This window comes from Plantactinospora sp. BB1 (genome assembly GCF_003030385.1).
Lineage (GTDB): Bacteria > Actinomycetota > Actinomycetes > Mycobacteriales > Micromonosporaceae > Plantactinospora.
This window is the reverse complement of record NZ_CP028159.1, coordinates 6,461,204-6,475,141: the sequence shown is the minus strand read 5'-3', so window position 1 is coordinate 6,475,141 and position 13,938 is coordinate 6,461,204. Positions and strand designations below refer to the sequence as shown.

The 13,938-nt window shown below is 71.4% G+C and carries 11 protein-coding genes and 1 pseudogene; 6 read left to right on the top strand and 6 right to left on the bottom strand.

All coding sequences use genetic code 11. The features are described from left to right. Nucleotides 1-183: 183 nt before the first annotated feature. Both C6W10_RS28225 and C6W10_RS28220 read left to right on the top strand, forming a co-directional pair. Nucleotides 184-2,289, top strand: a complete 2,106-nt coding sequence (locus C6W10_RS28225; protein ID WP_369937092.1) for a SpoIIE family protein phosphatase — start codon at nucleotides 184-186, stop codon at nucleotides 2,287-2,289. 176 nt (nucleotides 2,290-2,465) lie between these two features. Further along, nucleotides 2,466-3,011, top strand: a pseudogene (locus C6W10_RS28220) (M23 family metallopeptidase); the annotation flags it as partial. Between the two features lie 597 nt (nucleotides 3,012-3,608). On the opposite strand, the gene C6W10_RS28215 reads toward C6W10_RS28220, so the two are convergent. Beyond that, on the bottom strand, nucleotides 3,609-4,826 hold the full coding sequence (locus C6W10_RS28215) for an FAD-binding oxidoreductase (protein ID WP_369938719.1): 1,218 nt from the start codon (nucleotides 4,824-4,826) through the stop codon (nucleotides 3,609-3,611). 80 nt (nucleotides 4,827-4,906) lie between these two features. Here C6W10_RS28215 and C6W10_RS28210 point away from each other — a divergent pair, with 80 nt between their 5' ends. Continuing rightward, entirely contained in the window at nucleotides 4,907-6,994 is a 2,088-nt protein-coding gene (locus tag C6W10_RS28210) for a S9 family peptidase (RefSeq protein ID WP_107262011.1), read from the top strand. 27 nt (nucleotides 6,995-7,021) lie between these two features. Here C6W10_RS28210 and C6W10_RS28205 read toward each other — a convergent pair whose 3' ends face one another. Beyond that, nucleotides 7,022-8,023 carry a MerR family transcriptional regulator gene (locus C6W10_RS28205; RefSeq protein WP_107262009.1) on the bottom strand — a complete coding sequence of 334 codons (1,002 nt, stop codon included), beginning with the start codon at nucleotides 8,021-8,023 and terminating at the stop codon, nucleotides 7,022-7,024. Nucleotides 8,024-8,029: 6 nt separating this feature from the next. After that, a complete protein-coding gene (locus C6W10_RS28200; protein ID WP_107262007.1) occupies nucleotides 8,030-8,698 on the bottom strand; it encodes a HEAT repeat domain-containing protein in 669 nt (222 codons plus the stop codon). Nucleotides 8,699-8,809: 111 nt separating this feature from the next. Here C6W10_RS28200 and C6W10_RS28195 point away from each other — a divergent pair, with 111 nt between their 5' ends. Next, on the top strand, nucleotides 8,810-10,030 hold the full coding sequence (locus C6W10_RS28195; RefSeq protein ID WP_107262005.1) for a glycoside hydrolase family 16 protein: 1,221 nt from the start codon (nucleotides 8,810-8,812) through the stop codon (nucleotides 10,028-10,030). A gap of 144 nt (nucleotides 10,031-10,174) precedes the next feature. On the opposite strand, the gene C6W10_RS28190 is transcribed toward C6W10_RS28195, so the two are convergent. Continuing rightward, the gene (locus tag C6W10_RS28190) at nucleotides 10,175-10,795 is read right to left on the bottom strand and encodes a dihydrofolate reductase family protein (protein WP_107262003.1); all 621 of its coding nucleotides are present in this window, start codon (nucleotides 10,793-10,795) and stop codon (nucleotides 10,175-10,177) included. Nucleotides 10,796-10,924: 129 nt separating this feature from the next. Between C6W10_RS28190 and C6W10_RS28185 the strand changes: the two genes are divergently transcribed. Beyond that, nucleotides 10,925-11,818, top strand: a complete 894-nt coding sequence (locus C6W10_RS28185) for a LysR family transcriptional regulator (RefSeq protein ID WP_107262001.1) — start codon at nucleotides 10,925-10,927, stop codon at nucleotides 11,816-11,818. Between the two features lie 126 nt (nucleotides 11,819-11,944). Then, nucleotides 11,945-12,421, top strand: a complete 477-nt coding sequence (locus C6W10_RS28180) for a nuclear transport factor 2 family protein (RefSeq protein WP_107261999.1) — start codon at nucleotides 11,945-11,947, stop codon at nucleotides 12,419-12,421. An 8-nt stretch (nucleotides 12,422-12,429) separates the two neighbouring features. On the opposite strand, the gene C6W10_RS28175 is transcribed toward C6W10_RS28180, so the two are convergent. Continuing rightward, nucleotides 12,430-12,624 (bottom strand): DUF397 domain-containing protein, encoded by a 195-nt coding sequence (locus C6W10_RS28175; RefSeq protein ID WP_369937086.1) that lies wholly within the window; start codon nucleotides 12,622-12,624, stop codon nucleotides 12,430-12,432. Then, nucleotides 12,621-13,406: a helix-turn-helix transcriptional regulator gene (locus tag C6W10_RS28170; protein WP_159104789.1), complete on the bottom strand. Its 786-nt coding sequence runs from the start codon at nucleotides 13,404-13,406 to the stop codon at nucleotides 12,621-12,623. Before C6W10_RS28170 ends, C6W10_RS28175 begins: the two co-directional genes overlap by 4 nt. Between the last annotated feature and the right edge of the window lie 532 nt (nucleotides 13,407-13,938).

Genomic DNA, 13,938 nt, shown 5'->3' with positions numbered 1-13,938 from the left:
CGGAGGTCGCGAGGGGCGACCGACGGGACCAACCAGGCGGCAAAGCGGGCAGAACGGTCAAGTAGGGCAGCGTCCAGCCTAGCGCGGCCCCGCGGCGACCGCCTGCCCGGCATGAGCGGGGCGCGGACCCGCCCGGCCCCGGATAGGGTGGCCTGGATCTCGGATCGCTGGAGGATACGAAGGGTGTCAGCGGAGGCGGGCGGCACGGGCACCGGCGGGACGGACAGCGGGGGCACGGGCGAGCAACTGCGCCGGGTACGGCTACCCGCCGACCGGCGTACCCCGGCGGCTGCGCGCGCCCTGGTCCGGTCGGTACTCGCCGAGGCGGCGCTCGAGGAACTGCTCAACGAGGCGCTGCTGCTCACCACGGAACTCTCCACCAACGCGGTCGAGCACGCCCGCACCGAACTGGACATCGAGGTCGTCGCGGACTCCTCCGGCCTGACGGTGACGGTCTCGGACTTCGCGGCCGGACCGATCGACGACGTGACGGCCCGGCCCAGAAACGACCTGACGGACATCTCGCAGGTCTCCGAGCGGGGTCGGGGCCTGCTCCTGGTCGACCACTTCGCCAGCCGGTGGGGCACCACCCACCAGGCCACCGGCAAGGGCGTCTGGTTCCGGCTGGACCGCAAGGGCCCGGCCGACCCGGCGAAGCACCCGGCGGAGACGGCGGCGCACAGCGTCGTCGGCGGCATGGCCGGCGGCGTCGGCGCCCCGCCCGGCCCGTCCGCGCCGACCGCCGGGGCGATGAGCGCGCTGATGCAGACCGCCCCCGACCCGTACGCCGACGATCCGCTGCCCACCTTCGCCGCCGACCTGCTGGTCCGGGTCGGCGACATGGTCGGCGCGGCCGGCGGTGCGGTACGCCTCGACCGGGGCGACGGCGCCGGCTGGCAACTGCTCGCCAGGTACGGCCGGCAGCCCCGCCCCGGCGACGAGCTGATCCGGGTGCCGTTGACCGTGCACCGGCCGTACGCCGGGGAGCTGGAACTCGACGCCGCGCCCTCCGGGTACGCCCGCCCGCTCGCCGCGCTCGTCGCCGAGCGGCTCTCCCTGCACCTGGAGAACGACCGGCTGCGCCGCGCCGACGTACGCCGGCAGACCTGGCTGACCTTCCTCGCCGAGGCGAGCGAGCTGCTCGCCCAGTCGCTCGACGTCGAGCTGACGATGGCGCTGATCCCGCAGCTCGTGGTGCCCCGGCTCGGGCAGTGGTGCGCGGTGCACGTCACCGACGAGTGGGGGCGGTTGAAGCTGGCCGCCGCCACCCACGCCGACGAGGCGGTGCTGCCGCAGCTGCACAAGATGCTCTCCGAGGACGGTCCCGACTCGGTGCAGTCCCGGTTGCGCGAGGCGTCGCGCAGCCAGGGGCAGGTGCCGATCGGCGCTCCGATGGACGGTTTCGCCATTCCGCTGGTCGCCCGGGGGCAGCGGCTCGGCACCCTGGCGGTCGGCCGGCACCAGCGGCACCGGCACGATCCGGACGAGATCGCCGTGCTGGAGGACGTGGCCCGGCGGGCGGCGCTGGCCATCGAGAACGCCCGGATCCACGACGAGCGGCGCAAGGTGGCGCAGACCCTCCAGCAGTCGCTGCTGCCGCCGGTGCTGCCGGTGGTGGACGGCATCGGGTTCGCCGCCGAGTACGTGCCGACCGGGGACGCGGCCGAGGTGGGCGGCGACTTCTACGACGTCGTACCGCTGGCCGAGGACCGCTGGCTGGTGGTGGTCGGGGACGTCTCCGGCAAGGGCGTGCAGGCGGCGGCGGTGACCGGGCTGGTCCGGGACGTGATCCGGGTGCTGGTCGGTGACGGCAAGCCGCTGCCGGAGGCGCTGGACCGGCTCAACGGCACGCTGGTGGAGCGGGGCGGCGGCCGGTACTGCACGCTGGCGCTGGCCGCCGTGGACCGGGACCCGGCCGGCCGGCTCACCGTCTCGCTCTACCTGGCCGGCCACGACCGGCCGGTGCTGGTCCGGGCCGACGGGCGGGCGTCGTTCGTGGGCTCCGGGGGTACCGCGCTCGGCCTGCTCGACTCGATCGCCTCGCCGGTCGCCGAGGTGCGGCTCGACCCCGGTGACGCGCTGGTCTTCTACACCGACGGGGTGACCGAACGGCGGCGCGGCCGGGAACTCTTCGGCACCGAGCGGCTGCGGGACGCGGCGGCGCCGCTGGCCGGCTATTCGGCGGACGTGGTGGCGGCCCGGCTGCGTGCTGCGGCGATCAACTTTTCGGTCGAGTCGCCCCGGGACGACATCGCGATCCTGGTACTCCGCAACGACTCGGTCGGCTGACCGCCATCCGCGCCGAGGCACAGGACTGAAGGAAACCTTCACGCCTGAACATTCGTTAGGGCAAGTATTTACATGTTCCGATCCGCTCGATAGCATTCCGTTGCGTACGCAAAGGCCGGCCGTTCCCCCACCCCCGCTCGGGAAGGACGGAACCCTTGCGATCGATCCGGTTACTCATCGTCCTGACGGCAACCGTCTGCACCACGCTCGCCGCGACACTGGTGGCGGCGACCCCCGCACACGCCGCCCCGGTCTTCAAGGCGCCGTTCCCCTGTGGACAGCGCTGGACCTACAGCCACCACAGCGCCGAGGTACGCCTCGCGCTCGACTTCGTCCGCTCCGACGGCGGCGCCACCGCCGGCACCCCGGTGCTCGCCTCCGCCGGCGGCACCGCCCGGCGCTACTACCAGGCCGGCGGCGCCGGCAACTACATCGTGATCAACCACGGCGGCGGCTGGACGACGTACTACTTCCACCTCGCCGCGTTCTCGATGGCCGACGGGGCCACGGTCGGCCAGGGCCAGCAGATCGGCACCACCGGCAGCACCGGCAACTCGACCGGGGCACACATCCACTACGAGCAGCTCTACAACGGGGTCGGGCAGACCATCGTGATCAACGGCGGCTCGCTCGCCCCCTATCCCGGCTCGTACAACCAGCGGCATCTGACCAGCGACAACGGGTGCGGTGGCGGCACCGCCTTCTGGACCTGGGGCAGCGGGGTGCGGGTACGCTCCGACGCCCGGCTCGCCGCACCCACGGTCACCACACTGGCCGGACCCACCCTGGTCTACGTGCTCTGCCAGAAGCAGGGCGACACGGTGAGCGCCGAGGGCTACACCAACAACTGGTGGTCCCGGTTGCGGGACCAGAACGGCTTCATGACCAACATCTACATCGACCATCCCGCCGCACAACTGCCCGGGGTGCCGAACTGCTGACCCCAGGCCCGGCCCGGCCGGTTCACACCGACCGGGCCGGGCGCACCCCCGCCCAGGGGTCAGATGCCGCCCGGATAGCGCCCGGGGGCAAGTCGTCGGGCCGGATCGAAGCGCTCCTTGACCCGGCGCAACAGCGGAAGGTCGGGCAGTTCGCCCCAGAGGTCCACCGCCTCGCGGATCCGGGGCGGAGCGGCGACCACCACGCAGCGGCCGGAGCGGGCGCGCAGCACCGCCCGTACGCCGTCGAGGATGGCGCCGACCCGCTCCGGTGACGAGTCGGACGGCAGCGCGGCGTGCACGACACCGAGCCCCGCCGAGCCGCGTACCGGCACCGGCGCCCCGGCGGCGTCCCGCAGCGCGTAGACGGCGGCGTGCAGGTCACCGATCGGCACCTCGATGCGCAGCGCGACGTCGTCCGGCCGGAACGGATAACGGCGCCACCACCCGGGTGCCGTGCCGACCGCCCGGGCGTCGCCGCCGAGCAGCGCCGTCAACCGGCCGGCCCGCTCGGCCACCTCGGCCGGCCCGCCTTCGAGGAGTACGGCCAGGGTGCCGGCGCCGGGCTCGCCGGACCAACCGCGCGGCCCGGCCGCCCGACCCGACCCGGCTTCCGCCCGGTCGGCGGCACCGCCGACGGGGCGGGCCGGAACGCCGGGCCGGAGCGGCGTCTCGAACCAGCCTCGCGCCGACGACCGGCCGGACGGGCCGGGTGCCCCCGTGGCACCCGGACCGTCCGGCGGAAGGTGCCCGCCGGAGCCGAGGCTCCGCGGGCCGCGCCCGGCCGCCTGCGTGCGGCCGCCGGGCAGGTCGACCTCGATCGCGGTCGGCCGCAGCTCGGCGTCGAGGACGGCCCGCACCAGGTCGTGCACCTCCAGCGGGGTCCAGACCGAACGGACCACCCAACCCCGGCTGGCCGGGATCGGCTGCACCCGCAGGGTCGCCGAGACGAGCACGCCGAGCGCACCCTGCGACCCGCAGAGCAGCCGGGCGACGTCGGGGTCGGCCGGCACCTGGCCGGACCGCTCCCCGGAGTCGCCGGCGGCGCCGGCCCGGGCGTGCGCGAGCACCCCCGAGGCGTCGACGTAGCTGACCCCGACGAGCTGGTCGCAGGGGCGGGCCGTGCAGGTGCCGGAGCGGGCCGCTCTCGTTCGCCGCGACCACGCCGCCCAGGGTGGCGCCGACCGAGGGTACGTCGATCGGCAGTCGACGCCCGGTCCGCTCCAGGATCGCCTCGGCGGCCCGGACCGGCGTGCCCGCACCGATCTCGGCCACCAGCTCGTCCTCCGGCTGCTGCCAGACCCCGGCGAGTCGCCCGGTGTCCAGCACGATGTCGACCTGCGACGGGGGCATGCCCCAGTCGAGTTTGGTGCCGGCCCCCCGGGGCACCACCGAGAGGTCGTGTTCGGCGGCGAGCCGGACCACCTCGGTGACCGCCTCCGGGTTGCCCGGCGCCGCGACCCAGCGGGCCACCGTGCCGGCCACCCCGTCGGCCGCCCCCGCCGGCCGGGCGAAGTGGGCACCACAGATGCCCGCCAGCCGCCGTGCGATGTCAGCGCCCCCGCGCCGTTCTATCGAGATCTCCCCCACCTTGGTCATCGTACACATGTGCTAATTTTCGGCAACGTCCGGCTCGGACCGGCCGCCGTCGGAGCGGTCGGGACGGGTAACGTGACCGGGTGACCACTGAGACGACCGCCGCCCCCGTCGCCAAGCGGGTGCCGACCGAGCGCACCCACCACGGCGACACGGTGATCGACGAGTACGCCTGGCTCGCCGACAAGGACGACCCGGACACGATCGGCTACCTGACCGCGGAGAACACCTACACCGAGCAGACCACGGCCCGACTCGGTCTGTTGCGGGAGACGCTGTTCAACGAGACGAAGCGACGGACCAAAGAAACCGATCTATCGGTGCCGAGCCGCAAGAACGGCCACTGGTACTACACCCGGACGGTCGAGGGCCAGCAGTACGGCATCCACTGCCGCCGGGCGGTACGCGACGGCGAGGCGACCCCGTCGATGCCGGAGGACGGCTCGCCGCTGCCCGGCGAGGAGATCCTGCTCGACGGCAACGCGCTGGCGCAGGGGCACGACTTCTTCGCCCTCGGCACCTACGGCGTCAGCCCGGACGGGCGCTGGCTCGCCTACTCCACCGACTTCGCCGGTGACGAGCGGTTCACGCTGCGGGTCAAGGACCTCAGCACCGGCGAGGTGCTCGCCGACGAGGTGCCGAACACGTTCTACGGCAGCGCCTGGTCGGCCGACGGCTCCACATTGTTCTATCTGACCGTCGACGAGAGCTGGCGGCCCTACCGGGTCTGGCGGCACACGGTCGGCACGTCGGCGGACGCCGACGAGATCGTCTACCAGGAGGACGACGAGCGGTTCTGGGTCGGCGTCGGGCTGACCCGCTCGGAGAACTTCGTCGTCATCGACTCGCAGAGCAAGGTCACCAGCGAGGTCCGGGTCATCCCGGCCAGCAACCCGACCGGCGAGCCGGCGGTGATCGCGCCCCGGCGGCAGGGCATCGAATACTCGATCGAGCACCACGGGCACCGGTTCCTGATCCTGCACAACGACGGCGCGGAGGACTTCGCGCTCGCGTACACCTCGGCGGACGCGCCCGGGGACTGGGTGCCGATGATCGAGCACACCCCCGGTACCCGGCTGGAGGCGGTCGACGCCTTCGCCAACCACATCGTGGTGTCGCTGCGCACGGCCGGGCTGACCGGGATCCGGGTGCTGCCGGTCGGCAGCACCGAGTCGTACGACATCGACTTCCCGGAGCCGCTCTACGACGTCGGGCTGCACAGCAACCCCGAATACCAGACCACCAGCGTACGGCTGCACTACGCCTCGCTGACCACCCCGGACTCGGTCTACGACTTCGACCTGGTCACCCGGGAGATGGTGCTGCGCAAGCGGAAGCCGGTGCTCGGCGACTTCGACCCGGCGCACTACGAGCAGCACCGGGACTGGGCGCTGGCCGACGACGGGACCCGGGTGCCGATCTCGCTGGTCTGCCGGGTCGGCACGCCCCGGGACGGCTCGGCGCCCTGCGTGCTCTACGGCTACGGCTCCTACGAGGCCAGCATGGACCCGTGGTTCTCGATCCCCCGGCTCTCCCTGCTGGACCGGGGCGTGGTCTTCGCTATCGCGCACGTGCGCGGCGGTGGCGAGCTGGGCCGCCGGTGGTACGAGACCGGCAAGCTGCTGGCCAAGAAGAACACCTTCACCGACTTCGTGGCCACCGCCCGACACCTGGTCAAGGCCGGTTGGACCTCGGCGGACCGGCTGGTCGCCCGGGGCGGCTCGGCCGGCGGGCTGCTGATGGGCGCGGTGGCCAACATCGCCCCGGACGCCTTCGCCGGGATCGTCGCGCAGGTGCCGTTCGTCGACCCGCTCAACTCGATCCTCGACCCGTCGCTGCCGCTGACCGTCACCGAGTGGGAGGAGTGGGGCAACCCGCTGGCCGACCCCGAGGTGTACGCGTACATGAAGTCGTATTCGCCGTACGAGAACGTCACCGCGCAGGACTACCCGCCGATCCTCGCCGTCACCAGCCTGAACGACACCCGGGTGCTCTACCACGAGCCGGCGAAGTGGATCGCCCGGCTCCGGGCGGTCGCCCCGCAGGGGTCGTACCTGCTCAAGACGGAGATGGGCGCCGGGCACGGCGGTCCGAGCGGGCGCTACGACTCCTGGCGCGAGGAGGCGTTCGTCGCGGCCTGGATCCTCGACCGGCTGCGCGTCACGGCATAGCGGCGCTGTACGCCGTACCGGTCGGTGTCATCGGGCGTCGCGGAGTTCGAGGATGTAGGTCGCGGTGAGCGCGACTGCACGGTCTTCGTCATGTGACAGTTCTGCGAGGGCCCGAGCGGCGGTGATCCGCGGGATGTCCGCGAGCGCCTGCGTCAGCCGTCGACGTGTGTCCGACTCGGTGGCGTGGTCGAGGCGGTGGACCAGGCCGCTGGCGATCTGGTCCGCCCACGCAGGATCAGTCGCCAGCGCGCTGAGTGCGTCGGCCGCGTCGATGTCGTTCGCCGCATCGACGATCATTTCCAGCAGTGTCGGAACCGCATCGGTCACTCCACGTGCCCCGAGCGCCAGAGCGGCGTACCTGCGGACCACGATGTCGGCGTTGGTGAGAGCGTTGCGCAGCAGTGCGGTCGCGGCGCCGTCCGGGATCTCCGCAATGGTCTGAACGGCGCGTTTCCGCACCTCAGCCACTGATGAGTCGAGTCCCTGCGCCAGCAGCGCCAACCCGCCGTCGCCAGATTGCGCCAGGGCCCACCGAAGGGCTCCGACGACGTTCGGGTCCGTCTCGCTCAGTGCTGCCTCGGCCAGTGCTTCTGCTGGCGCCGGAACCTCTTGGATCGAGGAGAGCGCCGCACGCAGGCGCGTACCGGCGCTCTCCGACCCCAGTTGCTGCAGGAGTGCGACGGTCTGGAGCACATCCGCCCAGTCTGCGGGTTCTGCTGCCCCGATTCGCTGGAGTCGCGTGAGCAGCTCCGTCGCAGCCGCGACACGTTCCTGCGTCCGGCGGATGAGGTCGTTGACGAGCTCCGCTGGCGCGAAGTCGGGATCATCGAACGCGCGCCTGACGTCACGCAGCGACAGGCCCAGTGACCGCAGGCTCTCGATATGGAAGATCCGCCGGATGTCCTCGCTGGAGTACTCGCGGTAACCGGTCCCGGTACGACCCGTGGGCGATATCAGGCCGAGTGACTCGTAATGCCTGAGCATTCGGGCGCTCACCCCGGACCGTCGGGCCACCTCACCGATCAACACTGCCGGTCACCTTTCCCGGCGAGTCGTGCCGAGGGCCACTATGCGCCTCGCCTCCTCGATCGCGAACTCGAATCCGGCATCCGGGTCGCGCAACAGCCGTTCCGTGGCGAGCGCGTGCTGACGCACCCGAGGATCGGGATCGGTCGTCGCCGCGTGCAGGATCGGCGTGATCACCTCACCGAGTGAGACCAGCGCCCGGCTGAGGCTCAACTGCGTCTCATGGTTGCCGCGCCCGAGCTGGGTGGCCAACACTGCGGCCAATTCGGGTTCCTCGCCGGCGGGCACCAGCGCGACCGCTGCTCGCCAGGCGCTCCGCGCCACCTCGTCCTCGGCATCGGTCAGCAGGTCCCGCGTGATCGCTGGCCACGCTCGCCGATCCCCGATCTTGGACAGCGTGTGCAACGCCTGGCTCCGTGCCTGTGCCCGTCGCGAGCGGAGTTCGTCGACAAGCTTCGGCACCGTTGTTGACGCTGGGTGGCGGATCAGTGCCCAGGTGAGCATCTCCCGCACGTAGAATTCCGGCTCGGTCGCGCATCGTTCGATGAGCTTGTCGACGAGCCGCTGGTCCGGGGTCGTGCCGACCGCCAACGCCGACCGCAGCCGCACCGACGGGTCGCTGTGCTCCAGCCCTCGCAGAGCTCCAACCGTCTCCGCGTCTTTCTCTGGTCCAGCCATCGCAGACCACCTCCTGAGACAGTGCAGACCTTTGCACTGTGTCAAGGTCAAGCGGAGTCGTTTCAGTTAACAACCTTGCAAGAAAGCGCTCTCTGGCGTAGAAACATTTGCATGCGTACACGCCGAGCCACCCTCGTCCTGGCCCTGCTGGCCACGACGCTGGTGGTAACCCCACCGAGCCCGGCCGCCGCTGAGCCGGGCGCGCTCACCTGGAGCGACGAGTTCAACGCGGCAGCCGGCACCCCGCCCGACGGCAGCAAGTGGAAGTACGACATCGGCGGCAGCGGCTGGGGCAACAACGAGCAGCAGTACTACACCAACAGCACCAGCAACGCCGCGCACGACGGCAACGGCAACCTGGTGATCACCGCCCGCCGGGAGAACCCGGCCAACTACCAGTGCCACTACGGCCGCTGCCAGTACACCTCGGCCCGGTTGCTCACCGCGGACCGCTTCAGCCAGACCTACGGCCGGTTCGAGACCCGGATGAAGCTGCCACGCGGCCAGGGCATCTGGCCGGCGTTCTGGATGCTCGGCGGCATGCCCTGGCCGGACCAGGGCGAGATCGACATCATGGAGAACATCGGCCGGGAGCCCGGCAACGTGTACGGCACGCTGCACGGCCCGGGGTACTCCGGCGGCAGCGCGATCAGCTCCCGCTACACGCTCCCCGGCGGCCAGGCGTTCGCTGACGCCTTCCACACCTTCACCGTGGACTGGGCACCGGACTCGATCACCTGGTACGTCGACGGCATCCAGTACGGCCGCAAGACCCCGGCTGACCTGAACGGCAACCGCTGGGTCTACGACCACCCGTTCTTCATGATCATGAACATCGCGGTCGGCGGCCACTGGCCGGGCTACCCCGACGCCAGCACCACGTTCCCGCAGCAGATGCTGGTCGACTACGTCCGCGTCTGGGCCTGGAACACCGGTGGCGGCGGCAACCCCGGCACCGGCAACCAGATCGTCGGGATCGGCAACAAGTGCATCGACATCCCCGGCGCCAACCCGGCCGACGGCACCCAGTTGCAGATCTGGGACTGCAACGGCACCGCCGCGCAGAGCTGGACCTTCACCGGCGGCACGGTCCGGGCGATGGGCAAGTGCATGGACGTGGCGAACGGCTCGACGGCCAACGGCGCCAACATCCAGATCGTCGGCTGCAACGGCAACCCCGCCCAGCAGTTCGTGTTGAGCGCGGCCGGCGACCTGGTGAACCCGCAGGCGAACAAGTGCGTCGACGTACGCGACCGGAGCACCGCCAACGGTGCCAAGCTGCAACTCTGGGAGTGCACGGGCGGCGCGAACCAGAAGTGGCGACGCGCCTGACGAGTCAGACGCGCGGCGGAACGCCGACCCGCCGCGACCCCGGCCCCGCACCGAACCCCGGTGCGGGGCCGGCGCCGTTCTTCCGGCCCTGCCGAACCGGCGGCGCCGTCGCACCGCTGGTAGGCGGGGTGCGCGCCCGCCAGTTCAGGAGAGCACGCGGTAGGTCACGTGCGTGACCAGGCTCGTCGCCCGTGACGTCACCTGCTCCAGTTTCAGCGGCGGAACGCCCTCGAACAGCCGCGTACCGGCGCCGAGCGTGAGCGGCGCGATGTGCAGCCGCAACTCGTCGATCAGGCCGGCGGCGAGGTACTGGTTGACGGTCGTCGCGCCGCCCATGATCGCGACCTCGCCGTCGCCGGCCGCTTCGCGCGCCTGTGCCAGTGCCGACTCGATCCCGTCGGTGACGAAGTGGAACGTGGTGCCGCCCTCCATCGGCTGCGGCTCGCGCGGGTGGTGGGTGAGCACGAACACCGGTGCGTGGTACGGCGGATTGTCGCCCCACCAGCCGTTCCACTGCCGATCCCACTCGCCACGCACCGGGCCGAACATGTTGCGGCCCATGATGAACGCCTTGGCCGCGGTCATCTGGTCGATCTCGGCCCTGCTCTCCTCGGGCGCGTCGGTGAACCAGGCGTGCAGCTTGTCGCCCCAGCCGTCGCCCCCGTCCTCGCCGAACGGGCGTTCCTCGGTCTGGTTGAGCCCGGCCGAGTACCCGTCGGCCGAGATCGTGATGCCGCAGACCACCTTGCCGATATGTGCGGTCATTGCCTGTCCTCCTGGCGCGACCTGGCGTCGCCCTCGCGGTGCGGTTCCTGTCCGGGACATCAGCATTCAGCAGCCGTGACATGACGTCCAATGCCAATCCTGTGGCAGACTCATTGATATCTTTGATCAATGCTGAGTCTGGTCCACCTCAAGGTCCTGGCTGCGGTGGCCCGGCACGAGTCGGTGACCGAAGCGGCGAGAGAGCTGCACTACTCCCAACCGTCGGTGAGCCACCACCTGTCCCGCCTGGAGGCGGCCACCGGCGTCCGGCTCGTGCAGCGGATCGGTCGTGGCATCCGGTTGACCCCGGAAGGGTGGCTGCTGGCCAACCGGGCCGCCGAGATCGTGGGACGGGTCGACGCGGCGACCAGCGAACTCGCCGCACAGGTCGGCCTGCGGTCCGGGCGGGTCCGGCTGGCCGCCAACGCGTCGGCGTTGAGCACAATCGTGCCCAGGGCGGCCGTCACGTTGGCCCAGGCGCACCCGGGACTCGAACTGAGCCTGATCGACCGCCACCCGGTCGAAGCGTTGCAGATGCTGCGACACGGCGAGATCGATGTCGCACTCGTCTTCCGCCACGCCGACGCCCCGGTCGAGGACGACGGATTCCGCCTCCGCCACCTCGCCGACGACCCCATCCACCTCATCAGCCAGCGCCCCGACGACAGCCTCGCGAACCACCGCCACTCCGCCTGGATCGGCGGGTGCGCACGGTGCCAGGAGGAGCTGACCGCCGCGTGCCGGCGAGCGGGCTTCACCCCCCGGATCGCCTCACTCAGCGACGACATGGTCGTCGTGCAAGCCCTCGTCGCCGCCGGCACAGGCGTGGCGATCCTGCCCGGCCTCGCGCTCCAGGCCCATCGCCGGCCCGACATCCACGCCAGCGAACTCACCGGCTTCCGCCGCCAGATCCACGCCGCCACCTACGGCGAACCACCCGACCCGCCCGCCGTCGCCGCCGTACTGGCCGCACTCGCCGGAGCGGCCACACCGACGACATCGAGCACGACCGCGACCCCGTGATCGGCGAACTGCCCAGCCGGCCCGCCCACCGGTCTTGCCAGTTCCGCACCGCCGAGCCCGGCATCCGACAGTAGAGTTGACCCCGGCCACCTCCGCCCGGCGTTTCACCTGCCCGGAGGCAGCCAGATGGACACCGACCGCTTCGCCGACGCCCCACCCGTCGAGTTGCCCAGCCACCGGGCGATCGAGAACCTGATCGCCCGGTACTACGAACTGCTGGACACCGGGGACTTCGCCGGACTCTCCGACCTCGTCGCGGACGCCAGCGTCACCCTCGACAGCGGCCCACCCCTGGACGGCCGGGACGCGGTCGAGCGGCTGGTCCACGACACGCTGGTGCTCTACGACGACGGGACGCCGCGTACCAGGCATGTGGCCAGCAACCTCGTCGTCGAGGTCGACGAGGCGGCCGGCAGCGCCCAGTCCAGCTCGTACGTCACGGTCTTCCAGGCGCTACCCGACTTTCCGCTCCAGGTGGTGGCGAGTGGACGGTGCCGGGACCGCTTCGAGCGGCGCGACGCCGGTTGGCGCTTCACGGAACGGTGGATCAGGACGGATCTCCTCGGCGACGTCAGCCACCACCTACGCGGCCCGGCCGGCTAGCCGCGGCGTCACCACCGTCGTCGGCCCGGTACACCAGCGACGAACGCCCGCCACGCCACGGGCGCGAAGGCCAGCACCGGCCCGTCCGGATCCTTCGAGTCCCGTACGCCGACCGCCCCGCCCAGATCGTCGGCAACCTCGACGCACTCGGCGGAGCCGGCGTTGCTTCGGCTCGACTTCCTCCAGCGCGGCTCGGTACTCACAATTCGTTCACCAGCTTCAGAATCAGGTCCCGAGAGAGGTCGCGCGGCAGTGCAACCGCCCTCACAACCTCCCATATCCGGTTGAGCCGAGCAACCTGCGTCGGATCCGTCACGACTCGCCCCTGCAACTGATCGTCCATGAATGCCACGTCGTCGCTGCCATCGAACGAGGCAATGACGAACGGCCCTGACTGCCCCAGCCAGAGCCCAGCGGTCGCCGGAACCACATGTATGAAGATCCGAGGACGTTCGCTCAGCCGCAGCAGATGTTCAAGCTGTTCGCGGAGCATCTTCGGTTGACCCGTGCGAAGAACCGTCTCCGGGATGACGAAGGTGGCCAGCGGTGGGTCGTCACGGTCCAGGATCGACTGCCGCTCGAGCCGGCCGGCGATGATCCGCTCCACCTCCTCGGTCGTGTGCAGACCGGTGGACATGACGGCTCGTGCGTACGCCTCGGTCTGGAGCAGGCCGGGGATGAGCAGCGGGTTGCAGGCGCGCAGGGCGACCGCCTCGCGCTCGTACTCCAGCCAGGGGCGGAGCCAGACCGGTGCGTCGTCGAAGGCGGTGACCTTGGCGAGCAGCCGGCTGTAGATGCCGCCGGTCTGGAGCCCTTCGTCGACCGCCGCGACGTAGTCCTCGGTCGGTGGCCGGCCGCCGGTCTCGACCGCGCTCACGTGCGACCCGGAGTAGTTTGCGATCCTGCCGAACTCGTCCTGGTTCAGTTTCCGAGTCGCCCGAGCCGCCCGAAGCTCCGCGATCAAGAAGTCTGCCAGCATGCCCATGACCTGCCCACGCTCCCTCCACATCCGGCCCGGGCCTACCCGATCACACCCGACAAGTCGGACGGTCGCCCAGTGTCCCGCAATGTCTACCGAACGTAGGCACCGTCCGTCCAGAGTGTCGGCAGCGGAACCGTTCGGTGCTGGCCCGGCCCGGACGGAACCGCGCGGGGGCCGCCCCCGGAACGCCTCCCCCGCCTCGGGGACGGCCCCCGCTTCCAGCAACCACAGCGGCGATCGGAGGCCGAACGATGAGCTGGCTACGACGGGCACCTCGACCGGTACCGCTGGCGCCCCGCCATCGCCCCGACTGGCGGCGGTTCTGGCGCTACTGCCGGTGCGGGCTCCGCTGGCGCTGCCCCGACGCCGCCGACCGGACCCGCGATGAACCGACGCCGGCCCGCACCCCGCCCCGGGGCGGGAACGCCAGATCGGCGGCGTGGACGTCGCCCACCGGAGCCGCGCCGGGTGGTGCCGGCGGGCGGACCGGCCGCCTTCCGATCCGGCGCATATAGACCCGTCACCGGCAGCGGGT

Excerpts from the sequence above, each read along its gene's own strand:
- C6W10_RS28180 (WP_107261999.1), top strand. The coding sequence starts at position 11,945 with ATGGACACCGACCGCTTCGCCGACGCCCCACCCGTCGAGTTGCCCAGC.
- C6W10_RS28200 (WP_107262007.1), bottom strand. The coding sequence starts at position 8,698 with ATGGCTGGACCAGAGAAAGACGCGGAGACGGTTGGAGCTCTGCGAGGG.
- C6W10_RS28185 (WP_107262001.1), top strand. The coding sequence starts at position 10,925 with ATGCTGAGTCTGGTCCACCTCAAGGTCCTGGCTGCGGTGGCCCGGCAC.
- C6W10_RS28215 (WP_369938719.1), bottom strand. The coding sequence starts at position 4,826 with ATGACCAAGGTGGGGGAGATCTCGATAGAACGGCGCGGGGGCGCTGAC.
- C6W10_RS28170 (WP_159104789.1), bottom strand. The coding sequence starts at position 13,406 with ATGGGCATGCTGGCAGACTTCTTGATCGCGGAGCTTCGGGCGGCTCGG.
- C6W10_RS28195 (WP_107262005.1), top strand. The coding sequence starts at position 8,810 with ATGCGTACACGCCGAGCCACCCTCGTCCTGGCCCTGCTGGCCACGACG.
- C6W10_RS28190 (WP_107262003.1), bottom strand. The coding sequence starts at position 10,795 with ATGACCGCACATATCGGCAAGGTGGTCTGCGGCATCACGATCTCGGCC.